Genomic DNA, 23201 nt, shown 5'->3' with positions numbered 1-23201 from the left:
GAAGCAGTGCAAAATCCCGGCGACCAGCCGACATGCACGAGCAGCCCCCACGGGGGCTGCTTTGCTTTTCATCCATCAGAGGCGCGCATTCCGAGCGTGCCCACCGGCTGCGCTTACAGACTGACAGAGGGAACCAACCAACATGAAGGCCTTGATCCTTGCGCTGCTGAGTGCAGCGATTTCCGCCGCCCATGCGCAAACGCTGGAAGTCTTCGAATCCCACGGCACCATGCACTACGCCATGGTGCCCGCCAACAAGGCCGACGATACCCAGTACATGGAAAGCGTAGCCTACAAGTTCTGCCAGGACGAGAACAAGGGCAGTTGCCGCGTGATGATCTGGTCCGACAGCCTGGACAAGCCCACGGGTAACCCCTTCCATTCCCGGTATGACGAGAACAGGCTCGCCGAGTACCTGCGCGGCTATGGCGGTGCAGACGGTATGCGCTTCAACTGCAAGCTGGTGAAGGCCGCCAGCCGCTGTTACCAGCGCTGAGATCAGGGCCTGTTGACACTAATTTCGGGGATCGCGTTGCCCGGCCTGTGGGCTGGACGCCGCAGACGGCCCCCAGGCCGGGCAACCCGAAGGGAAGGCCCTAGCGCGCCAGTTCACCTCTGCCCTGGCGCATCGCGCCGGTTCGTGAAGCTGGCATTGCCCAGCCCTGTGCCCACGGTGAGGATGGCCCAGCGGTCCACATCGTTGGTGAAGGGCATCTCCGAGAGGCCCTGGACCACCGCATCGTTGTGCAGGCACACCTGGGTGCGGCCATCGCCGATGTGCGGCAGCCGCTCGCACAGGTCGCGCGGCAGATGGAAGCGCGTGCTCTCCCAGTTGCCCGGCAGGTTCTGCGTGCCGCCGGCGAGCGAGCCGTCCTCCACGATCAGCCCCGGGCAGGCCACGCCGATGTAGGGCGCCAGGCGGATCTCCTTCTTCTCCGCATAGGCGATCAGGTCCTCCAGGATGGTGGCGATGCCCTCGACCAGTTCGTCGCGCTTGGGTTCGTCGTCGGCATGGGCCCATTTTTCACGGCGTACCACCTCGGCCAGGGACATGTCGGGTGCCTTGTGCAAATGGGTCTGCACGATGCCGCAGCGCACGTTGGTGCCGCCGATGTCCACCGCCAGAATGGCGTCGTAGCTCTGCAGCAGTGCGGGGGGCGCCAGATGCACCCAGCCGATCAGGCCGCCCTCGTCCGCATGGTGGTGCAGGGTGCGCAGCTCCACGGGCACTTTTTCGGCCTTGAGGATCTTGCCAGCGCGCGCGATGGCCATGCCGCCGACTTCGCTTTGGTGAAAGCCCCCGCCGATGATGATGCGCTCCACACCCTTCCAGGTCTTGTGCTTGAGAAATCGCTGCACCACATGGGCCAGTTGCAGCGCATAGTCCTCGGACGCGGCCGCTATGGCCTGGGCCGCGATGCCGTCCTTCTCCAGCATGGCATCGAGTTCGCCCTTGCTGAGTTCACGCGTCGTCTTCTTGCCCATGGGGTCCTTGCCCGCCATGGTGGTGAAGAGCTTGCGCCAGGCGTCAAGCATGTGGCGGAAAGCGGTACGGCTGGCCACGTCGCCCACAAAACCATCGCCGTCTCGCAGCTCCAGGCTGTAGCCCTCGATCACGACCGAGGCCAGGCGCATGTCGCCGTGCGGGCCGACGATGCCCAGCTCGCGCTGGGCCTTGGCCTCTTTTTCCTCGCGCGCAGCACCGGGCTTGGCGGTGTCGGCCTTCTGCTTGGATTTCTTGGTGTCCTTTTCCTGGTCCTTGTCTTTCGATGCCATGCATTCCTCACGCGATGAAGGCCCGCACACGGGGCCATCGCTGCATGGTGCCGCAGCCTGCGGCCCAGCGGCGTCAGCCAACGCCTTGACATGGCCCCACGGGTATCAGGCTTTTGGCACCGGCATCGCCTTGATGCGCAGCCCCGCCCACACGGCAAGGAACAAGGCCGCCGCGAACACCCAGCCCGACAGCGCACCCGCCATGCCGCCCGACAGCAGCGTGCCGATGGTGCAGCCCAGCCCGGTCATTGCGCCCCAGCCCAGCAGCACGCCGCCTGAGAGCCCGCGAACGGCATCGCGCCAGGTGGGCCAGCGCGGGGCGAACTGGCGGCTGGCCAGTGCGGCGATGAAGGCGCCCGCCACCAGCCCGGCCAGCAGCAGTGCATTGGGCGTGAGCCAGGTGGACTGCGGCGCCGTGGCGCAGCCGGCAAAACCGTCGAGCCCATCGAGCCGCTCGGGGATCCAGCCCAGCCCCTGCGCCCACTGGCGCGCCGCGCTGCCCAGTGTGGCCGTCACGCCCAGCGGGCGCATGCGCACGATGGCCAACGCGCCGATGAGCCCGACGGCCAGGCCGCCCACCCAGTAACTCCAGCGGCCGGCCCACAAGCGCTGCCACACGGCGCCCAGACCGGGTACGCGGATCGCTGGAGCCCCCTCCCTGGCGGCCTCGCGCGCAAACCCGCGCCACAGCCAGGCCGCCACAACGGCCAGCACTGCCAGTTGCGCCAGCAAGGCCCCGCCATAGCCCAGGTGCGCGGGCAGCCAGACCACGGGCGCCTCGGCCACGCTCAGGCTGTACAGGCTGTTCCAGGTCTTGAACCCCAGGATGAAGCCCAGCGCCGATCCCAGCAAGGCGAACGGCGAAACGGCCGAGCCCTCGGCCAGCCGGTACCAGTGCGCGCTGATGCACGAGCCTGAAACCACCATGCCCGCACCGAAGGACAGACCCGCCGCCACCAGCACCCAGCTCACCGGGCCGATGTGCATGTCCGGCGGCAGCTTGCCAGGCTGCGGCACCGGCAGCCAACCGCCCAGCACCACCGTGTAGCCAACGAGACCCACGGCCAGCGCCAGCACGATGGCCAGCAGGCCGCGCGGGTTGCCGTCCTCGAACCAGTCGCGGGCATGGCAATAGAAGCAAAAGCGCGAGCGCTGCAGCACCAGGCCCAGCACGGCGCCCGTCACCAGGGCAAAGACCAGCGTGCGGCCGCCGGTCAGGCCTTCGATCCAGCGGGTGGACAGGCACAGCACAGCCAGCAGGAGCGCGGCTGCAGCGGGAGACAGGTACCGTCGGAATGGATGGTGGTGATTGCTGCTTGTCGTGGCCATGGCATCGGAACGAAAAAAAGCCCGCACGAAGCGGGCTATGAAGAGACCCCCTACCAAAAAACCCTGTGCGCCTTATTTGGCGGCCCAGACCGTGCCGGCCGGGTTGTTGATGGGCACGCCCACGGCATTGCCGTACTCGGTCCACGAGCCGTCGTAGTTCTTCACGCTGTAGCCCAGGATCTTGGACAGCGCGAACCAAGTGTGGCTGGAACGCTCGCCGATGCGGCAGTAGGTGATGACCGGCTTGCTGCCGTCGATGCCGACGCTGGCGTAGAGCTTCTTCAAATCGTCAGCCGACTTGAAGGTGCCGTCTTCCTTGACCGCTTGGCCCCAGGGCACATTCGCAGCACCCGGGATATGGCCGGCGCGGATGCTCAGCTCGGGCACGCCGGCCGGCGCAAAGATCTTGCCGCTGTACTCATCGGCCGAGCGGATGTCCACCAGCTTGGCGTTGCTCTTGCCCTCGGCGGCCGCCAGGGTGTCGGTGAGGCGGGCGCGCAGCTGCGTGTTGACCTGCGTGACCTTGTAGCTGGTGGCCGCGAATTCGGGCACGCGGTTGTTCAGCGGCTGATTCTCGGCCTCCCACTTCTTGCGGCCGCCGTCGAGCAGCTTGACGTTCTTCACGCCATAGATGTCGAACACCCAGGCGCCCCAGGCAGCAAACCAGTTGTTGGTGTCGCCATAGAGCACCACCGTGGTGTCCTGACCGATCCCGGCCTTGGACAGCAAGGCCTCGAAGGCCTCCTTGCCGACGATGTCGCGGCGCACCTTGTCGTTCAGGTCCTGGTGCCAGGAGAAGTTCACGGCGCCCGGCACGTGGCTGCGTTCGTACAGGCCCGGGTTCACGCTGACCTCGACGATGCGCACCTGCGTGTTGTCCAGGTTCTGCGCCAGCCATTCGGTGCTGACCAGCGGGCCAGCCGGGATGGGCGTGGCGGCCCAGGCCAGCGATGCGCCCAGCGCCATGCCGGCGCCCAGCACCCATGCACTCAGGCGGCGGCCCAGGGGCTGTGCGGGGTGGATCGTCGTCGTGTGCTGTGGCTGGCTCATGCGGGTCATCCTTTCTTTCGGGTGGCCGGTGCTGCAACCATTGCGGCAACCGATGAATGGAATTTAGGGGAGCCCGGCCGCCAGTGGAACAAAGCAAAACGCGCTTGGATATGCGAAAAAGGCGCGAGCATGACCGGATGGACCGAATGGGATCTCCGCAGACACCGGGGCTGCCCTGGACCTGGGCCGCATGTAGTAGCCGGCTAACACCCGCCCCACGCCCCGCAGCCCAACAATGGCTTTCCCTGACCTTTGAGGAGACAAACATGGCGGCGAAAAAGATACTCTTGCTCTGCGGCGACTACTGCGAGGACTACGAGACCATGGTGCCCTTCCAGGCGCTGCTGGCCGTGGGCCACACGGTGCATGCGGTGTGCCCGGACAAGAAGGCCGGCGACCACATCAAGACGGCAATCCACGACTTCGAGGGCGCGCAGACCTACAGCGAAAAGCCGGGCCACAACTTCACGCTCAACGCCACGTTTGCCGGCCTGGACGTGGCCAGCTACGACGCCCTGGTGATCCCCGGAGGCCGCGGCCCCGAGTACCTGCGCACCTACCCGGCGGTGGTCTCGGCAGTGAAGCATTTCTTCGACACCAACAAGCCGGTGGCTGCCGTATGCCATGGCGCCCAGTTGCTGGCCGGTGCCGGCGTGCTCCAGGGCCGCACCTGCTCGGCCTACCCGGCCTGCCGGGCGGAAGTGGAGATCGCGGGCGGCACCTACGCCGAGATTGCCATCGATGCCGCCGTGACCGAGGGCAACCTGGTGTCGGCACCGGCATGGCCGGCGCACCCGGCCTGGATCGCTCAATTCCTGGCGCTGCTGGGCACGCGCATCAGCTTGTAAACCGATTTGACGCGGTCAGGGCAGCCCCCGATGATGGAGGCCGTTCTGAAAGGCCCACGCCATGTGCCAGGTATTCATCAGTGCCGACCCCACCCTGTACGAGAGCCGCGCACGTTCGGTGCGGCTGCACGGGGTGGCCACCAGCATCCGGCTCGAAAACCTGTTCTGGCAGGTGCTTGGCGAGATCGCCCGGCGCGACGGCATGGGCGTGCCCCAGCTGTGCACCAAACTCTACGACGAGCTGGTGGCGGAGCGCGGGGAGGTGGAGAACTTCGCCTCCTTCCTGCGCGTGTGCTGCGGCCGCTACATGGCCCTGCAGCTGTCGGGCGGCATACCGCAGGATGCGTCGATTCCCATCCGCAGCCTCAATGCGCAGCAGGTGCTTGCGACCGAAGGGCGGCGTACGGTGCTGGCACAGGCGGCGTAACGCGACCCTGCGCTGCCCCTATAATCCGGCGCACGCGGGTGTAGTTCAATGGTAGAACGGCAGCTTCCCAAGCTTCATACGAGGGTTCGATTCCCTTCACCCGCTCCAGATGCCAAAAAGCCGGCCCCGCAGGATTGCAGGGCCGGCTTTTTTGTGTGCGCAGCGCCGATCAACGATGGTGGTGCTGCCGCGCTCTCACACCCGCACCATGAATGCGTTGAAGGAAGCGGGCTCCACCGCCAGCACCGGCTCCTTGGCCACCGGGGTCTGCGGCACCACGCCTGACTGCTCGTCGCGCAGGCGCGCCTTCCACGCCACGGCGGCTTCCAGCAGGTTGCCCACCACGCGCTCGAACAGGGCCGCGTCAGACTGGGCCACCACCAGCGGGTACTGCAGCACGATGCGCTCGTTGCCTTCATCCAGCGCAAAGGTCGCGCCCTGGGTCTCCAGGGCAAAGAGGTTGCGCGCCAGCAACTGGCGAAAGATGGCCGCCTGCTCCATGCCCTGCGACAGCTGCAGCACCGGCACATAGAGGTGCAGCACCGGGCTTTGCTCGGGCAGTTCCATCAGCAATTCGATGTCATCGCCGTAGCGCAGCGCTACGCCGCCCTGCCCATCCAGGCCCAGGCCGTCGAGGCCGGCCTTGGCGGCCAGTGCGGCCAGCCATTGGTTCACCACGGTCGTTTCGTTCAGGGTCATCTCGCTTCTTTCCTTCGTCCAATCAATCAGGTGTAGCCAAATTCGGCGGGGTTGGTCATCAGGTTCCAGGATGCCCAGGTCGATGCCTCCGGCTTGGCGTTGGCGCCGAGCAGGCTTCCGTCCTCGTGCGAAAACCACGGCTCCACACCGCCCGAAATCGGATTGAACACCATGCCCAGTTCCACACGGCCGCCCCGCACCTCCCAGTTGGTGTCTGCCATCACGATGCCGGGCACGGCCGGTTTCAGGCTCTTGACCATGGCGACTTCGATGGCCGCGGCGCGGGTCTCGGGGGTCTTGAGCTTGTCTCCGAAGGCCTCGGGATTGTGGGTTTCGAGCTGGTCCTTGACCCAGGTATGCAACTGGGCCGGTGTCTTGCCGCTGGCCAATGCGCCCAGGATGGTCGCACGGCTGGGATGGGTGTCCGGCACTTTCAGCGCCGTCAGCACGGCCTCGATCACCGGTCGCTGCTCGGCCGCCGACAGGGGTGTGCTGGCCTGGACCTGCCCCGGGGTCACGAGCTTGTCCGTCACCCAGGCCGCCGTGTCGGGCGATGCCAGTGCGCCGGCCAGGGACGGATGGCCTGGACGGGCCAGGAACGCGTGCCCGGTGGTGCGCACAGGAACGCCCACATCGCGGCCCTGCTCGGCCAGGGGCAATGCATCTTTCATGCCCTTGAAGGTGTCGAGCACCTTGGTCACGAAATCCACACCCTGGGCATGAACGGGAGTCACGCCCTTTTCACCGGAGCTGCCATACAGCGACACCTCCTTGGGGGCACCGGAACCCAGGTACTTGCCGGTGACATGGGTCTTGCCGCCCGATGCGGGCTCCCAGGGCTTGGGGTTGGAGTCGCTGGGAAGGGGCGAATTGAAGCGCGCCCTGTCCACCATCACGGCCGTGAAGGCCTCGGTTTCGGCATGGGCGCCCACCTTGTCGCTGAACTGGGTCAGCCACTGCTGCACTGCGGCGGGTTGGCCGCGCGCCACGCTGGCGGCCACTTCGCGCCCCACGTCGCGCATGACACTGGCAGCCAGCGCCTTGTAGGCCTGCGGGGTGTCGATGGGGCGCCAGGTCAGGGGGTCGGCCTGGCCCGCCGTGTCATGCAGCACAAAGCCTCCCCGGTCCGAGCTGCCATCCGCCGCGATCTCGCCGGAGCCCATGGCGGCAGCGTCGTACTGCACTGCCAGGCGTTCCGTCATGACCTCCTCGAAGCGGCTCTGCATCTGGGTCTGGAATTTGTGCAGGAAGACGACCTCATCGCTGGGTGGCCAGTTCTTGGGAGTGGGGTTGTCTTCGCTGGGCGCCCGGGTCGCGGGGTTGGGATTGAACTTGGCCCGGTCGTCTTCGGTCACGAGCGAGCGGTCGATCGCCGGCATACCCAGATCAGGACGCACCGTGAAGACCTCGCCAGTTTTGTCCAGGTGCCCCCGCTTGCCCCTTTCGATGGTCACCGTATTCGATGAGAAAAGGGTATGGCGCGCAAAGGTGTCCATGCCCATTTCCGCCGTATCCGCACCGGAAGATCCAATCCGGCCGTTGAGACCTTTCAGGGCATCGGCCTTGACCCGGTCGCCTTCGCCCTTTTCGAGCACGGACGACACGGTGTACTCCCAGGCACGCAGCAGGCGGTTGTCCATCTGCCCCTGGAAGGCATCGGTCGCCCGGCCCATGGCCTGCGCAAGCCGATCCATGGCTTCCGTCTTGAAGCTGAACCCGATACCGCTCAGTGCTTTCTGCAGATCGCGCTGCACGCCGGCCATTTGCCGCTGCGCCTCGGCGGCGTCCGGGCCGCCACGCTGCACCGCGATGGACAGCTCGCGCACCTGCCCTTCCAGGGTGCGGACACGCTCCACACCGGCCAGATGCTCGGCGCTCAGGCCCTCCTGCCGCATGGCGATCTGCTGCAGGATGGCCTGGGGTGTCAGCACCGCGTTCTTGCCCATGGCCTTCACAGCGCCGCTGACCGTGGACGCCATGGCATCCGGTGCAACGCCCAAGGCCGCCAGCCCGGCACGCATGCCCGGCGTTTCATGCAGCGCGGTGGGCGGGTCCACCGGCTTGCCCCCCGCCGTGGCCAGCAGGCCCTGGGCGTTGAACGTGATGCTCTGCTGCAGCTCCTTCGTGCTCACGCGCTGGCTGATCGCCACCTGCTCGTCGTGGCCATCGACGGTCTTGTCGAAATGTCCATCCTCGATCAGCGACTTGATCTCGGCGAGGAAGGTCTCCGGCATGGAGTCGTGCACCATGACGGCCGTTGCCGTGCCGAAGCACGAGCCCACGCTGCTCTGGCGCAGGTCCGACATCAGCGCGGACAGCGCGGCCTGCCGCGCGTGTGCGGCCGTCACGGTCTGGTCGGGTTTAAGGCCCAGGGTGGCCCGCAGGATGCCGTGTGCAGGGTTGTCTGCCGTGCGCGGCGCGCCGATGGACTGCAGTTGGGCGGCAAAGTCGCCGTCATCGCGCAGGCGGGTCAGCATCTTGACGGCCACACGCGTGTGCTCGGTCTGCGGCGTGGGCGGTTGGCCCAGTTGGGTGATCGCAGCATCCAGGCGCCCCGCGTTCAAGGATCCGTCCGGGTTGGTGACCAGCTTGGCCAGGTTGAGCGACAGGGCCGTCTTCCTGGCGGCACCTGCATCCTGAAGGCCGCTCGCGCCCTGACGGGTACCGGCCTCGGCACTCGCGTCGATGCCGCCCCGGACAATCCCTGCATCCATGTCCGGCATGGGTTGGGAAGGATCGGCCAGGTGGGCGAGCACCTTCTCCGCCAGGCGGTCGGCCGCGGCGGGGTGGATGCCGACCAGGTCCTGCAGGCCCTGAAGCTGGGACGCCGTGACCGAACCCTTGTCCGCCGCAGCCATCAGTTGAACGACCTGCGGGCTGGCACCGGCAAGTGCCATCAGGTGCTCGCGCTGGGCGGCATTGGGGGTGCGCGCCACCAGCGCCGCCGCCTCCGGCGTCATCTGGCCGGAGCCCACCTGCTTGGCCAGGCTCAGCGTGAGCCGCGTGCTCATGCCTTCCACGCCCGGCACGCCCGCATGCTGGAGGATGGACCGGGCCGCCTGGAACTCCTTTTCATGGCTGCTGGCAAAGCGCACCGTGGCGGGGTCCAGCTTCATCAGCCGGGTGAAGTCGGCCTTGGGCACATCGGTCATCACGTGCTTGTGGGAAGACGGCTGGAACACGCAGAGCTTGTCGGCCTTGCCCGCGCGCTCCAGCCCCTTGAAGGCCACCGCACCCTTGTCGAAACCCGTGCCGGCCACCTGGCCTTGCGTGGGCGCAATGAACTGCGGAGCTCTGTCCAGATGAATCGTCATACCTGCTGGGTCCCTCTTGAGAATGGTGCGAACGCGTGCGCGGCAGGCAGTGTAGCCACGGCCTTTTGCAAACACCAGACCTAAACCTCCAGCAGCGGCTTTGCGGCAGCAAACGCCCTTTCCGTCAAGCCCCTGCGAGGGTGGAGGCTAGCGACCGGCAAGCCGCAATGATGGCCGGGGCAATGCCGAACCCGACACCGCACCCAGGTTGAACTGCGCCACCGCGCCGACCATCTGCTCGGCCTGGCTGCGCAGGCTGCTGGCGGCAGCCGCCATTTCCTCCACCAGGGCGGCGTTCTGCTGCGTGGCCTGGTCGAGTTGGGTGACGGCCTCGCCCACCTGGCCCACGCCGGCGGTCTGCTCGCGGCTGGCGGCGCTGATCTCGGCGACCATGGTGGCCACGCGCCCGATGGCGTCGACCACCTCCTGCATGGTGCTGCCTGCCTGGTCGGCCAGCACCGAGCCCTGCTGCACCATGGCGCTGCTGGCGCCGATCAGCTCCTTGATGGCCTTGGCCTCGGCGGCGGTGCGCTGCGCCAGGTTGCGCACCTCGGCCGCCACCACGGCAAAGCCCCGGCCCTGCTCGCCGGCGCGCGCCGCTTCCACGGCGGCGTTGAGCGCCAGGATGTTGGTCTGGAAGGCGATGCCATCGATCACGCCGATGATGTCGGCGATCTTCTGGCTGCTGGTGTTGATGCCGTGCATGGTGCTCACCACCTGGGACACAACCTTGCCGCCGTCGGTGGCGACCTGGCTGGCACGCACCGCCAGCTGGTTGGCCTGGGCGGCGCCATCGGCGTTGTGGCGGATGGTGGCGCCCAGCTGTTCCATGCTGGCCGAGGTCTGCTCCAGCGAGCTGGCCTGGCTTTCGGTGCGGGCCGACAAATCCTGGTTGCCCTGGGCAATCTCGGAACTGGCGGCCGATACGCTCTCGGCACTGTTGCGCACGGTGCCCAGGCTTTCCAGCAGGCGCATGCGAAAGCCTTCCATCGCCTGTGCCAGGGTGCCGATCTCGTCGCGCGACTGGATGCTGACGCCGTGTGTCAGATCGCCCTGCGCCAGGTATCCCAGCGCCGTGCTCAGCTGCTGCACCGGAGCGCCCACCAGGCGCCGGGTGGCCGCCACCAGCACCACGGCCAGCAGCACCAATGCCACGAGCACGCCCAGCCACAGCCAGGTCAGTGCGCTGCGGGCCTCGCCCGTGATTTCGGCCACGGGCGCCTCGGCCACGATGGCCCAGTTCCAGGGCTTGTAGCGCTCCACCGCTACAAAGCGGCGCTCGCCTGTCTTGGCGGATGGGCGCGGCGACCAGACGGCCTCGAAATCGCCGGACTGCTCCGCCGCCGTGAGGGAGGTGAGCCAAGCCTTGCCCTCCTCCGTCTTCTCATCCACGACCGGGGGCGTGCCCGAGCCGCCCAGGCCGGTGATACGGCCCCGCGCCGGGCCCGAGGAAACATCGACTGCATAGACGGCGCCCGTGTCGAACAGCTTGCGGCTGGCCATGAGCTCGCCCAGGCTGTTCAGGATGGGCGCGATGTCGGAGCCGATGAACAGGATGCCGATGGTGCGGTTGCCCTCGCGGATGGGCTCGTACACAGTCATGTAGTCGCGGCCGAACAGGTTGGCGCGGCCGATGTAGGGCTTGCCTTCGGCCATGAGCGCATAGGCCGGGTGCTTGCGGTCCAGCAGGGTCTTGAAGGCGCGCTCGCCATCCTGCTTCTTGAGCGAGGTGGTCACGCGGATGAAGTCGTCGCCCGTGCGCGCGAAAATCGTGGCCACCGCCCCCTGCGAATCCTTGGTGAAGCGGTCCACCAGGTCGAAATTGCCATTGAGCGGGTTGCCCCCGAAGCTGAGCACGGCTTCGGGTTTGCCGTCGGCCCCCGGCTGCTCGGCCAGGCTGAAGTTGCCGGCAAAACTGGATTTGAGCAGGCCGAAATCGCGCCGCGCCAGTTGCTGGGCCGACTCGTCCATGGTCTTGACCAGGGTGGCGACCTGCGCGGCATTCTGCCGCACCTCGCCGCGCGAGGCCGCGCCAAAGCTCTTCCAGACCATGCTGCTGACCAGGGCCATGGTCGACAGCAGCACCAACAGCAGGCTGGCAAGGGCCACGAAAGACAGCTTGAACGCGATGGACCGGCTGGCAAAGTTTTTCATGGAAGGCTCCCTGGAATCGATTGAGCACATCAATCGGGGCTTGACCTGGGTCAATGTAAGCGTTTGAAAGCCCCACCGCCAGAGCCCCGACCCCGGGGAAACCCAAGGCACGCGCGAAATCCGCGTCCCGCTCCTGCCGGACCGCCCTGTAAACTGGCCTTCAATGGAGCCTGCAACGATGAAAGCCGACACCCTTCTCGCCCACTACGACAGCGGCGCCCTGTGGCCTGCCCTGGTCTCCGCGGGCATCACCACTGACGTGCCCGCCGCCTACCAGCAGGCCCTGGCCGTGCGCGGCCTGCGCCAGGCGCGGGGCGAGGTGCCGCGCGGCTACAAGATCGGCTTCACCAACCGCAACATCTGGGCGCACTACCAGGTGTTCGGCCCGATCTGGGGCACGGTCTGGTCAACCACGCTGAGCTTCTGCGAGGGTGAGGGCAGCGTGTCCCTGGACCGCTGCGCCCAGCCACGGCTGGAGCCCGAGGCGGTGTTGGGGCTGAAGGCTACGCCCGCACCCGACGCCTCCCTGGACGATCTCTTCGATGCCATCGACTGGGTGGCGCCGGGCTTCGAGATCGTGCAGTCGCACCAGCCTGGCTGGAAGTTCACCGCCGCCCAGACCGTGGCCGACAGCGCCCTGCATGCGCGCCTGCTGGTGGGCACGCAGCGGCCGGTGCGCGATTTCGCGAGGTCAGCGGCTGAACTCGACCAGCACCTGGCCGCCGCGCGCGTGGTCCTGCAGTGCGATGGCGAAACCAGGGAACAGGGCCAGGGCGCCAACGTCCTGGGTGGCCCTTTGAACGCCCTGCACCATTTCCTGAAGGAACTGCGCGCCTGCCCTGGCGCGCCGGACCTGCAGCCCGGCGACGTGGTGACCACCGGCACCTGGACCGATGCCTGGCCGGTACAGCCCGGCCAGCGCTGGAGCGCGGACTTCGACGCGCCGCTGTCGCGGCTGTCGGTGGCATTCACCTGAGCGGGTCGCCCATCAGGCCAGCGCTTGCAGCTGCAGCCTGCTTTCAAACTGCCGATGCTCACCCGTCAGCGGATCGGTGAACGCCAGCGAGCGCGCCAGCAGCTGCAGCGGGCGCGAGTAATCGCCCTCGGGTGGGTCGTTGACCTCGGGGTAGAAGGCATCGTTGCGCAGCGGCAGGCCCAGCGCCGCCATGTGCACGCGCAACTGGTGGCGCTTGCCGCTGACGGGCGAGAGCCGGTAGCGCGCCCAGTCGCCGCGCACCTCCAGCACCTCCATGTGGGTATGGCTGTTGGGCGGGCCAGGCACCTCGTGCATGCGAAAGAACTGCGGGCTTTCCTCCATGCGGCTCGCGTGCTCGCGCGGGAATTCAATATCTGAACGCCAGGGGGCCACGGCCTCATAGTGCTTGGTGATGCTGCGGTCGCGGAACAGGGCCTGGTAGGCGCCGCGTGTGCGCTGCTGCACCGAGAACAGCACCAACCCGGCCGTGTCGCGGTCGATGCGGTGCAGGGGCGACAGCTCGGGCAGGTTGAGGCGGCGCTTCAAGCGCACCAGCAGCGTGTGCTGCAGGTAACGGCCCGAGGGCGTGACGGGCATGAAGTGCGGCTTGTCGGCCACCAGCAGGTGCTCATCCTGGTGGAGCACGGTTTCGGTGAAGGGGAGCTCGGGCTCGTCGGCCAGGTGGCGGTAGTAGTACAGGCGCAGCCCGGGCTCGAACGGCCGATCCGGCGCTACCGGCACGCCGCGCTCGTCCACCACGTCACCGGCCTGCATGCGGGCCAGCCAGCCGGAGCGGTCCACGGCAGGCAGGCGTTCGGCCAGAAAGTCGAGCATGCTGCCCTGCCCTGCCGTGGGCAGCACCACGCAGCTCGGCCCCACGCCGTCGCGCATGGGCGGGGCGAAGGGGTGGTGGGCGTTGTGCATGGGGGGCGATTCTAGGGTGACAGCCGCCGGCCCTCCCATGCTGTCCCGGCCGACGCCAGCGGCAGCGCTTTGAAGGCAGTGAGAAACAGCTTGAGCACCACGCCCACGCCCAGCGCCCCCATGGCCGTGTGGCAGGCCCCGCCGGCCACGGCACCCAGCCCGGCCCGCCGCCCACCCACCAGCGTGCAGGTGCTGCTGCACACCGACCTGGCCACGGCGCGCGAGGAGCTGTTTGTTGCCATCGGCCTGTTTGCACCGCAGGAAGGCGGCGTGCTGCTGCACGGCCAGACCTTGCTTGGTATGCGCGGCAGCTAGCGCGGCTGTCCTTCGACTTCGAGGTGCTGCACCCGCCCGCGCTGCGCGATGCACTCGTCGAATGTGCCCAGGCCCTGCTGCGCAAGCGGGGCCTGCCAGGGCCGCACCGGGGCTGTAGGACAAGGGCGGCAGTTGAAAGCAGGCCGCCCCTGCCGGACGGGTTGCCGGCTAGCATGGCCGCAACCGCACCCAAGAGCTTGCCGATCCTCGGCAAATGCACCTATCTCCGCGCTTTTTGATGACACCTGCCGCCACGCCATCGACCGACCAGCCCAACCCGTCGGCAAGCCGCCCCCCTGACCGGCGCCGCCCCCTGGGCCGCGTGCTGAAGTGGGCAATGGTGGTGCTGGGCCTCGTCGTGGGCCTGCTCATCCTGTTCGGTGTATTGCTGGCATTGATGGACCTGAACCGCTACAAGCCCTGGGTCAACGAGAAGGTCAGCGAGGCCACAGGCCGGCGCTTCGAGATCGAGGGCGACCTGTCTGCCGCCTGGCGCTGGCCCCAGCCGCTGGAAGAAGGCTGGCGCCGCTGGGTGCCCGGCGTGACGGTGAAGGCCGAGCGCCTGGTGATGGACAACCCCACAGGGTTCGAGTCCCCGTTCAGCGGCGACGAAGAGAAAAAAGGCAAGGGCAGCAAAAGGCCCCAGGCCGCCACGGCCGCACGGGCTGCGGCCAGCGCTGCGTCGGTGGGCTCGGCATCGGCCTCCACTACTCCGACCACCGCCACGCTGCCGGGCACGGCCACCATGGCCAGCATCGGCAGTGCCAGCGTCGCCATCAGCCTGCTGCCGCTGCTGCGGCGCCACCTGTCCATCGACACCGTGGCCCTGACCGACCCCGAGGTGGCCCTGGCCCGCACCAAGGACGGCGCCAACAACTGGACCTTCAAGCACAAGGACGAGCCCAAGAGCCCCTGGACCTTCGATGTGGACCGGCTGGTGGTCAACCAGGGCCTGCTGGCCTACGCCGATGCGATGAAGGACGTGGACGTGCAGGCGAAGGTCAACACCACGGAGCCCATCGACCCGTCAAAGGTCGCCCATGCCAATGCGGCCAAGCCGGTCGTTCTGCCCGCTTCGGCCGCCGCGTCGTCGGCCGAGGCAGCGGCTTCGCGCGATCTGGAAACCCGCAAAAGCGGTAACAGCGGCACCCCTGTGCCCTATGGCCTGAAGTTCGAGCTGCAGGGCCGCATCGCCAAGGCCAAGGTTGAGGGCAGCGGTCTGGCGGGCCAGGTGATCAGCCTGCGCGACAAGGTGGTCAACTACCCGATCAAGATCGATGCCACGGCGGGCAGCGCGGCCCTGTCGGCCGAGGGCATCCTGGCCAACCCGGCCTCGCTCTCGGGCATGGACTTTGAGGTGATGCTCAAGGCCGACAGCATGGCCGACCTGTATGAAGCCACGGGACTGGTGCTGCCCAACACCCCGCCCTTCGAGATACGCGGGCACCTGACCGGCAGCCTGGAGCCCGAGCGCGCGGTGTGGAGCTATAGCGACTTCCACGGCAAGGTGGGCCAGAGCGACCTGCATGGCGACCTGAAATACACCTCGGGCCAACCGCGCCCCAAACTCACTGGCAGCATGACCTCGAACCAGCTGCGCCTGGCCGACCTGGGCCCTTCGCTGGGCACCAACAAGAGCGACAACACCCACCGCGGCAAGGGCGACGGCCGGGGCAATGGCAAGAACAAGGGCAAGGTGCTCCCGGACGCCCCATTTGCGGCTCAGCGCTGGAACGCCATGGACATGGACATCCTGTTCAAGGGCAAGAGCATCATCCGGTCCGAAAGCCTGCCGCTCGAAAACCTGAGCATGCGCGCCGTGATGGACAACGCCCAGCTCCGGCTGGCGCCGCTGACCTTTGGCGTGGCCGAGGGCAAGATCGAGTCCGAGGTCGCCATCGACGGGCGCGCACCGCCGCTCAAGGCGCGCATCCACGGCAAGGTGGAAGGGCTCAAGCTCTCGGCCCTGTTCCCCAAGGTGGAACTCATGAAGAAGAGCTTTGGCCGCATGGATGGCGCCATCGCCCTGCAAAGCCAGGGCAACAGCGTGGCGGGCCTCTTGGGCAAGGGCACGGGCGAGGCGCGCCTGTATGTGCGCGAGGGCACGCTGAGCAAGCAGATGCTGGACCTGGCGTCCCTGAACGTGGGCAGCATCATCGTGGGCAAGCTGTTCGGGGACGACAAGGAGGTGCACCTGCGCTGCGCCGTTGCCGATTTCACGGTGGTCGATGGCGTGGCCCAGAGCCGTGTGGTGAAGATGAGCACTGACGATGCCGTGATCGAGGCCACGGGCACCATCGACCTGGGCACGGAAGAAATGAACATGCGCATCAAGCCCGAGTCGCTGGAGTGGAAATTCTTCTCGCTGCGCACGCCGCTGTATGTAAAGGGCACCTTCGGCAACCCCAACGTGGGCGTGGAGCCCGGCCCGCTGCTGTTGCGCGCGGGCGCGGCGGTGGTGGCCGCCGTGGCGGCCCCTGCCGCGCTGGCCCTGGTGCCCGTGACCGTGCCCGCGGCCGATGACGACACCTACTGCAAGCCGCTGCTGGACCTGGGCAAGGCGCCGGTGAAGCCCGGCGCCGAGGGTGCGGCGGGCGCCGCGACCGAGCCTGCGCGGCGCGCGGCCAGCAAGCCTGCCGCCGCGCGCTGAAGGGAAGCAAGGGTGCGGGAATAATCGCACCCTTCGCCACTCCAAGCGCCCGCCCCCCGGGGCGGCGCTTCTTTTCTGTCCATGAAGTTTCTCAAGTACCTGGGCCTCGCTGCCCTGGTGGTGCTGGCCCTGGGCCTGGCCATGCCGGAGCGCATCCGCATCCCCGTGGCTGGGGCCAGCACGCGGGACTGGAATGCCCGCTCCTTCTGGTTCGAGCCCTGGGGAACCTCGGGCGTGCACAAGGGCATCGACATCTTCGGCAAGCTGGGCACGCCCGTGCTCAGCACCACCGATGGCATCGTGCTCTTCACGGGCGAGATCGCCAAGGGCGGCAAGGTGGTGCTGGTGCTGGGCCCGCGCTGGCGGCTGCATTACTTTGCACACCTGGACCGCATCAACACCCATGCGCTGGCGCCGGTGGCCTCGGGCAGCGCCATCGGCACCGTGGGCGCCAGCGGCAATGCACAGGGCAAGCCGCCGCATTTGCACTATTCCATCGTGCGGCTGCTGCCCGCACCGTGGGAGATCGACGGGGCAACCCAAGGGGTCAAGAAGGCCTTCTTCATCGACCCCAGCGCCTACCTGCAAGAGCAGTGAAGCTGCGACCTGCGCTCAGTGGAAGTCCCGGCTTCCGTCCAATGCCCCCGCCATGCGCCCGAGCAGCGGTGTCAGGTCCTTGAAGCGCTGGGCCACCAGATGGCGCACCACGAAGGGCTCCCCCGAACCGCCTGCTGCCCCCTTTTCCTCATCCTCGCCATGCCGGCTGCACTGCCATAAACCCTGCACGGCCAGCAGGCGCGAGCGCAGTATGGCGTCGCGCCACTGCTCCACCATGGCCGGCCAGACGATGACGTTGACGGGGCCGGTCTCGTCCTCCAGCGTGACGAACATGGTGCCCTTGGCCGAGCCGGGCCGCTGGCGCACGGTGACGATGCCGCAGGCACGCACCAGCCGGCCATCGGGCACGGTGCGCAGTTGCAGCGCGGTGAGCAGGCGCCAGCGATCAAGCCGGCCGCGCAGCAGTGCCAACGGGTGGCGGCGCAATGTGAGGCCGGTGGCCGCGTAGTCGAACAGGATCTCCTCGCCCTCGGGCGCCTCGGGCAGCTGCAGCGGCGCCTCGTTCACCGGCACATCGCGCAGCAGGATGGGGGCGGCATGCTGGGCAGACGCATCCCACATCTGCTGGCGGCGGTGGCCCGACAGGCGGGCCAATGCATCGGCCGCGGCCAACACCTGCATGTCCTGGTGGTTCAGGCGCGCGCGCAGGGCCAGGTCTTCGGTGCTGGAAAAGGGTCCGTTCTGTGCACGGGCCGCCACCAGGCGCTTGGCCGCACCCTGCTCCAGGCTGCCGACCAGGCGCAGGCCCAGGCGCACCGCGGGCTGGGGCATGGGCGGCACGGGCAGGCCCTTGTCGGGCTGCAGCACCTCGGGCGTGCCTTCGAGCGTGCAGTCCACGTCGCTGCGGGTCACGTCAATGGGCAGTACGCGCACACCGTGGCGGCGCGCGTCCTGTACCAGTTGCGAGGCGGTGTAGAAGCCCATGGGCAGCGAGTTGAGCAGCGCTGCGAGAAAGCAGGCGGGCTCATGGCATTTGAGCCAACTGCTGCTGTAAGCCAACAGGGCAAAGCTGTAGGCATGGCTTTCGGGGAAGCCGTATTCGCCGAAGCCCAGCATCTGCTTGAACACGCGCTGGGCGAAATCAGGTTTGTACCCGTTGTCCACCATGCCATCGATCAGTCGCTTCTCGAAACGGTGCACTCCACCTGTGCGCTTCCATGCAGCCATGGAGCGCCGCAAGGCATCGGCCTCCGATGCGGAGAACTTGGCGGCGATCATCGCGATCTGCATCACCTGTTCCTGGAAGATAGGAATGCCCAGCGTGCGTTCCAGCGCATCGCCCAGCTCTTCCTTTTCCAGTTTCAGCTTTTCCCCCTTGCGCTGCTTTTCACGCGCCTGCAGGTAGGGATGCACCATGCCCCCTTGGATAGGCCCCGGCCGCACGATGGCCACCTCCACCACCAAGTCATAAAAAACGCGCGGCCGCAGGCGCGGCAGCATGCTCATCTGGGCTCGGCTTTCGATCTGGAAGACGCCCACGGTGTCTGCGGCGCAGATCATGTCATAGGTGGCGGGGTCTTCGGGCGGTATCTGGTGCAATGCCAGGCGTTCGTCGCGCAGGCCGGCGCGCAGGTCCAGACAGCGGCGCAGCGCACTCAGCATACCCAGGGCCAGCACGTCGACCTTCATGAGCCCCATGTCGTCGAGGTCGTCCTTGTCCCACTGGATGATGGAGCGGTTTTCCATGGCCGCGTTCTCCACCGGCACGATGCGCGTGAGCAGACCTTGCGTGAGCACAAAGCCACCCACATGCTGGCTCAGGTGGCGCGGAAATCCCTTGAGTTCCCCTGACAGCTTCAACCACAGCCCGGCAGTGTGCAGGCTCAGCGACTCACCCATGTCCTGCGCCATCTCCTGCAAGCGGTGCGCAGCAAATGCCTCATCGAACCAGTGGTGGTCCTTGGCAAAGGCATCGACCAATCGCGCAGGCACGCCCAGCGCCTTGCCCACGTCGCGCAGCACGCTGCGGGTGCGGTAGGTGGTGACCACGGCGGCGATGGCAGCGCGGTTGCGGCCGTACTTGCCATAGACGTACTGGATGACCTCTTCGCGCCGGTTGTGCTCGAAGTCCACGTCGATATCAGGTGGTTCCTTGCGCTCCTTGCTGATGAAGCGCTCGAACAGCAGCTTGGTGCGCTCGGGGTCCACCTCGGTGATACCGAGGCAGTAGCAGACCGCCGAGTTGGCGGCCGAGCCCCGGCCCTGGCACAGAATGCCCTCGCCGCGCGCATAGCGCACGATGTCGTGCACGGTGAGGAAGTACATCTCGTACTTGCAGTCGGCGATCAGCACGAGCTCGCGCAGTATCTGAGCCACCACCTTGTCCGGTACCCCCTGCGGGTAGCGGCTTTGCGCGCCCTCCCAGGTCAGCCAGGCCAGGCCTTCCGCCGGCGTCATGCCCGCGGGCACGGCCTCCAGCGGGTATTGGTACTTGATCTCGTCGAGGCTGAAGGTGCAGCGCGCCGCGATCTCCAGGGTGGCCGCAAGCAGTTCGGGCGGGTAGATGCCGGCCAGGCGCACGCGCTGGCGCAGATGCCGTTCGGCATTGGGCTGCAGCGCAAAGCCGCATTCGGCCACGGTGCAGCCCTGGCGCACGGCGGTGATCACGTCCTGCAGGCGCTTTTGCGAGCGTAGGTGCATGTGCACGTCGCCCGCTGCCACCAAGGGCACGCCCGTCTGACGCCCCACCTGCTGCAGCGTGGCCAGCCACAGGTCGTCGTCGGGCGCGAGCAGCAGCTCCACCCCAAGCCAAAAGCGCTGGCCAAAATCCGCCTGCGCCTGGTGGACGCAAGCCAGCAAGGCATCTGGCACCATTGCGTGCTGCAGGCTGCGGTCGGGAATGAGTAGCAGCTCGCAGTCCTGCAGCCGCGCCACATCGGACGCAGGCCCCAGCTCGTAGGTGCCCTTGGGTGCAGTGCGGCGTGCCGCGCTGATGAATTCGCACAGGTTGCCCCAACCCTCTACATTGCGCGGCAGCACGACCAACCGAAAGCCGGGGTAGGCAAACTCGCTGCCCGGAATGAACTGCAGGCCCAGTTCCTTGGCCGGGCCATGGGCACGCACCACGCCGGCCACCGAGCATTCGTCCGTCAATGCCAGGGCGCGGTAGCCCAGCTCGGCTGCACGCGCCACCAGGTCGCGGGGCTGCGAGGCACCGCGCTGGAAGCTGAAGTTGGAGATGCAATGCAGCTCGGCATAGTCCGGCAAGGTGAGGGGCGATGCCAACCCGGTGGGGCTGCGCTCAGGAAGGGTATGGCTCATGGCCCTGCCCACTCATGCATACAGGCCTTGCAAAAACCAGCGGTAGGCCAATGCCCCCGGCGGCGCATGCACGAGGCGTTCACGGAACACCCAGACCCGCCCCGCCCCCGGACTCACGGCCACGAAATAGTCGCGCTGCACCATGTCGGTAGCGCTGGCAGGGACCTGGCTCTCGCCCTCCTCCCACCAGGCCATGTCGAAACGGTGCGGCCCGGCCAGCAGGCCCAGTTGCCCCTGGTAGCACGGCCGGTGACCCTGCATGGCCAGGCGCTGCGGGGTTCGCAGCAGCCAGGTAGGCCACAGCACGGCCTCGGGCACATGTTCGCCCTGCAGTGCTTTCGGTGCGTGCACCGGGCCCGCACCGGCCATGGGCTGCCAGCGCTGCATGCATTCGGGCCGGTGGTCCGCCAGCAGGGTGACGGACTGCACGGCATCCACCCCCAGGCGCGCAGACAGGCGCTCGACCAGTTGGTGCCAGGCCTCGCCCTCCTGGTCACCGGCGGCCGACGATCCATCGGGCGGCAGCAGGTGGGCGCTGGCATGGGGCAGGGGCGCGGTCTCCAGCGCGCGCAGCGTGATCTGGTTGGCGGGCGCGGCCAGGGGCGTGCGCGCCAGGTTTTCGGCCAGCAGGCGGCGCAGGTGGGCCAGCTCGTGCGTGGGCTGGGCCGTGCGCACGGGCAGCGCATGCCAGGGGGCGATGGCCACGCCATCCACCCGGCGCAGGTCGTGGCGCCAGGCCAGCTCCAGGGCCAGCACGCCCTGCTGGCGTGCCTGCAGCCAGGCCTGCAGGGCTGACAACAGGCGGCTCGCCGACCACAGCAGTGCATCGGCCGAGGTGGCCAGCGCGGGCAGCTCGGCCGTCAGCTCGAAGCGCTCTGGCAGTTCCACCCAGGTGTGGCTGTGGGCGATATGGCCGTAGGCTTGGTCCAAAGCCAGCAGCACCGCGGCCCCCAGGCGCCGGGCCACGCCGCCGCGTGGCAGCGCTCGCAAGGCGCCCCAGGTACGGCAGCCCATGCGCGCCAGGCTGGGCAGGTGCGGGTGCAGTGCCGTCAGTGTGTGCAGCGGCAGGCCATCGGGCAGGTGCCGGGGCATGGGCTGGCCAGCCAAGCGCAGGCGCAGCAGGGCCAAGGCCTGCAGCGAGGTGGGCGCTTCGGCAAAGGGCGTGGGCTGCGCACTGGGAGCGGATGGCTCGGGCGATGGGGCGGCCGTCTCCAACTGCCAGGGTGGGCTGCTCAACTGCAGCTGCGCGAGCAGCGCCCCGCGCCCGCCCCACAGGCGCTCGGTGGCCGACACTTCCAGCAACAGGGCTTCGTCGCCCACCCGGGCCACACGCGGGGTGAACTGCAGCGCCCACCAGTGCGCATGCGGGGCCTGGGGCACGGGCTCGCGCGGCCCGGCAGCGGCCTGCACCGCCGCGTCGGGGCCGGCACCGCCGTGCGAACCGTCAGTGGGGATGGGCGCCAACGGCCATGCGATCCAGTGCATTCTGCACACCTCCTGCCGGCAGGCGCCCCAGCCATGCGGCCCATGGCAGCACGGCGCCGTGCACCAGGGGCGGTTGCTGCGGCTGCGCACGCCGCCCTGCTCCGCGTGCGGCCGACGCGGCCAGCACCCGGGTCAGCGCGGCATTGCTGGCGGGCAGCACCAGGGCTTGCTCCATGGGGGGGCCGCGGCGCTTGAGCACCTGCACCTGCAGCTCTGCCCCGCCCGATTCGGCAACGGCATCGACCCACAGCCGCAGCGGCGCAGGCGAGGCCTGCTGGCGTGCCTTGGCCGGGCGGAACACCCACAGCAGTTGCCCCATCTGCGCGGCGGCCAGTTGCAGCCGCCTAAGTGATTCGGGCGCGGCCTGCGGCAGCCAGGCCAGTACTGCCTGCACATCGCGGCAGCGCAACGCCTGCTCAGCTGCCCATAGCGCCTGCGCTGCAGAGGTCGTCTGCACGCGGCACAGCCGCGCCGCATCCAGCCCGCCCGCGCGCAGGGCGGGAGCAAAAGGCTCATACGGCGGGGCCACCAGCACCACGGCCCCGGGCCGGGCAGCCGTGGTCTGGGCCAGGGCCGGCAGCACCAGTTGCCACACATGCAGGCCCGCTGCCGGCTGCAATACCTCAGTCATGGCCCCCAGGGGCCAGCCCCCACCCGGCAAATGCGCATCCAGCCCCGCATGCCCCGTGGCCTGCACCCGCGCGGTGGCGGATGTGCCCAGTTGGTCGGCCAGCCACACGCCTGCCAGCCGGGGCGGGGCACCAGTTGGCGCGGAACGGAGGGGGACGGCGGACATGAGCAAGGCAACCCGGGATGGACATGCACGGGGTCAGGCAGACAGGTGCGGCTTGAGCACCCCACCCCGGGGCATCCTGCCCGGCAGGGCTGGGAAAGCGATGGAATACTGTATTTTCATAAGGGGTATCCACTTAGCTCCAGCGGCACTCCAGATACTGTGTTTTCATCCAGCAATGGTACCCGATTGCACGTCTGCTGTCTTGTGCCCCACCACATCGGAGTAAGTGACCGGTGGCGTCACCACAGCCTGTTGCAGCAAGCGATAAAACAGCATGCCTCGTGAGTTGGAGGTGCGCCGGTTGAAGCGAAACACGAACTCATCGAGATAAGCGTCCAGGTGCTCGGGTTGCACCGATCCATGGTGTGTTCCCAACACCCAGCGCTGTACCAAGGAGGCCACCCGATGCACTCCTGCCATGGACACATGGGCGGGTACGCCTGAGCCAAGCATGACGGTGCGTTGGTGGTCATATCCCAGCTCTTTCAAGGCCCGATAGGCGGCCGAGCCATCTGTGCGCACCTGCGCTCCAGGCTCTATCACCTCCTGCACGAAGGGAATGACGCAGGCGGCCCAATC

The 23201-nt window shown here is 67.8% G+C and carries 19 protein-coding genes and 1 tRNA gene; 9 read left to right on the top strand and 11 right to left on the bottom strand.

Annotated elements, in window-relative coordinates:
- Positions 1-142: 142 nt before the first annotated feature.
- Positions 143-496, top strand: coding sequence for a hypothetical protein (locus AC07X5_RS24075; RefSeq protein ID WP_494772167.1), 354 nt, complete (start codon positions 143-145; stop codon positions 494-496).
- Positions 497-609: 113 nt separating this feature from the next.
- Here AC07X5_RS24075 and AC07X5_RS24070 read toward each other — a convergent pair whose 3' ends face one another.
- From AC07X5_RS24070 to AC07X5_RS24060, 3 genes are all read right to left on the bottom strand, one after another.
- The gene (locus AC07X5_RS24070; RefSeq protein WP_494772166.1) at positions 610-1776 is read right to left on the bottom strand and encodes an ROK family protein; all 1167 of its coding nucleotides are present in this window, start codon (positions 1774-1776) and stop codon (positions 610-612) included.
- 105 nt (positions 1777-1881) lie between these two features.
- On the bottom strand, positions 1882-3105 hold the full coding sequence (locus AC07X5_RS24065; protein WP_409955517.1) for a YeeE/YedE family protein: 1224 nt from the start codon (positions 3103-3105) through the stop codon (positions 1882-1884).
- A gap of 72 nt (positions 3106-3177) precedes the next feature.
- Positions 3178-4071 (bottom strand): sulfurtransferase, encoded by an 894-nt coding sequence (locus tag AC07X5_RS24060; protein ID WP_409955529.1) that lies wholly within the window; start codon positions 4069-4071, stop codon positions 3178-3180.
- 350 nt (positions 4072-4421) lie between these two features.
- Here AC07X5_RS24060 and AC07X5_RS24055 point away from each other — a divergent pair, with 350 nt between their 5' ends.
- The 3 genes from AC07X5_RS24055 (at position 4422) to AC07X5_RS24045 (ending at position 5538) form a co-directional block, all read left to right on the top strand.
- A complete protein-coding gene (locus AC07X5_RS24055) occupies positions 4422-5003 on the top strand; it encodes a DJ-1/PfpI family protein (protein WP_409955515.1) in 582 nt (193 codons plus the stop codon).
- Positions 5004-5064: 61 nt separating this feature from the next.
- Positions 5065-5430: a ribbon-helix-helix domain-containing protein gene (locus tag AC07X5_RS24050; protein ID WP_184863746.1), complete on the top strand. Its 366-nt coding sequence runs from the start codon at positions 5065-5067 to the stop codon at positions 5428-5430.
- A 34-nt stretch (positions 5431-5464) separates the two neighbouring features.
- Positions 5465-5538 (top strand) — tRNA-Gly (locus tag AC07X5_RS24045).
- Between the two features lie 87 nt (positions 5539-5625).
- Here AC07X5_RS24045 and AC07X5_RS24040 read toward each other — a convergent pair.
- The 3 genes from AC07X5_RS24040 to AC07X5_RS24030 form a co-directional block, all read right to left on the bottom strand.
- Positions 5626-6129: a CesT family type III secretion system chaperone gene (locus AC07X5_RS24040; protein ID WP_409955511.1), complete on the bottom strand. Its 504-nt coding sequence runs from the start codon at positions 6127-6129 to the stop codon at positions 5626-5628.
- A 26-nt stretch (positions 6130-6155) separates the two neighbouring features.
- Positions 6156-9443: a hypothetical protein gene (locus AC07X5_RS24035; RefSeq protein WP_494772165.1), complete on the bottom strand. Its 3288-nt coding sequence runs from the start codon at positions 9441-9443 to the stop codon at positions 6156-6158.
- A 147-nt stretch (positions 9444-9590) separates the two neighbouring features.
- Positions 9591-11597 carry a methyl-accepting chemotaxis protein gene (locus tag AC07X5_RS24030; RefSeq protein ID WP_494772164.1) on the bottom strand — a complete coding sequence of 669 codons (2007 nt, stop codon included), beginning with the start codon at positions 11595-11597 and terminating at the stop codon, positions 9591-9593.
- A 178-nt stretch (positions 11598-11775) separates the two neighbouring features.
- On the opposite strand from AC07X5_RS24030, the gene AC07X5_RS24025 reads away from it, so the two are divergent.
- Positions 11776-12573, top strand: a complete 798-nt coding sequence (locus AC07X5_RS24025; RefSeq protein ID WP_409955506.1) for a 2-keto-4-pentenoate hydratase — start codon at positions 11776-11778, stop codon at positions 12571-12573.
- Positions 12574-12585: 12 nt separating this feature from the next.
- Here the strand turns inward: AC07X5_RS24025 and AC07X5_RS24020 are convergent, their stop codons facing one another.
- A complete protein-coding gene (locus AC07X5_RS24020; RefSeq protein WP_494772163.1) occupies positions 12586-13497 on the bottom strand; it encodes an RluA family pseudouridine synthase in 912 nt (303 codons plus the stop codon).
- 90 nt (positions 13498-13587) lie between these two features.
- On the opposite strand from AC07X5_RS24020, the gene AC07X5_RS24015 reads away from it, so the two are divergent.
- From AC07X5_RS24015 to AC07X5_RS24000, 4 genes are all read left to right on the top strand, one after another.
- Positions 13588-13812 carry a hypothetical protein gene (locus AC07X5_RS24015; protein WP_494772256.1) on the top strand — a complete coding sequence of 75 codons (225 nt, stop codon included), beginning with the start codon at positions 13588-13590 and terminating at the stop codon, positions 13810-13812.
- Positions 13813-13817: 5 nt separating this feature from the next.
- The gene (locus tag AC07X5_RS24010) at positions 13818-14051 is read left to right on the top strand and encodes a hypothetical protein (RefSeq protein WP_494772254.1); all 234 of its coding nucleotides are present in this window, start codon (positions 13818-13820) and stop codon (positions 14049-14051) included.
- A complete protein-coding gene (locus AC07X5_RS24005; RefSeq protein WP_494772162.1) occupies positions 14051-16462 on the top strand; it encodes an AsmA family protein in 2412 nt (803 codons plus the stop codon). The genes AC07X5_RS24010 and AC07X5_RS24005 overlap by 1 nt, the downstream gene beginning before the upstream one ends.
- Before the next feature lie 81 nt (positions 16463-16543).
- Positions 16544-17059: a M23 family metallopeptidase gene (locus AC07X5_RS24000; RefSeq protein ID WP_494772161.1), complete on the top strand. Its 516-nt coding sequence runs from the start codon at positions 16544-16546 to the stop codon at positions 17057-17059.
- A 15-nt stretch (positions 17060-17074) separates the two neighbouring features.
- Here the strand turns inward: AC07X5_RS24000 and AC07X5_RS23995 are convergent, their stop codons facing one another.
- The 4 genes from AC07X5_RS23995 to AC07X5_RS23980 form a co-directional block, all read right to left on the bottom strand.
- The gene (locus AC07X5_RS23995) at positions 17075-20341 is read right to left on the bottom strand and encodes an error-prone DNA polymerase (RefSeq protein ID WP_494772160.1); all 3267 of its coding nucleotides are present in this window, start codon (positions 20339-20341) and stop codon (positions 17075-17077) included.
- 12 nt (positions 20342-20353) lie between these two features.
- Positions 20354-21826 (bottom strand): Y-family DNA polymerase, encoded by a 1473-nt coding sequence (locus AC07X5_RS23990; protein WP_494772159.1) that lies wholly within the window; start codon positions 21824-21826, stop codon positions 20354-20356.
- Positions 21786-22622, bottom strand: a complete 837-nt coding sequence (gene imuA / locus AC07X5_RS23985; protein ID WP_494772158.1) for a translesion DNA synthesis-associated protein ImuA — start codon at positions 22620-22622, stop codon at positions 21786-21788. Before imuA ends, AC07X5_RS23990 begins: the two co-directional genes overlap by 41 nt.
- Before the next feature lie 165 nt (positions 22623-22787).
- On the bottom strand, positions 22788-23201 hold a 414-nt coding region (locus AC07X5_RS23980), incomplete at its 5' end, for an IS1595 family transposase (RefSeq protein WP_494772157.1).

This window comes from Acidovorax sp. GW458-11-26-14-TSB4 (genome assembly GCF_059423865.1).
The sequence above is the reverse complement of the archived record's forward strand: the minus strand, read 5'-3'. Positions and strand labels throughout refer to the sequence as shown.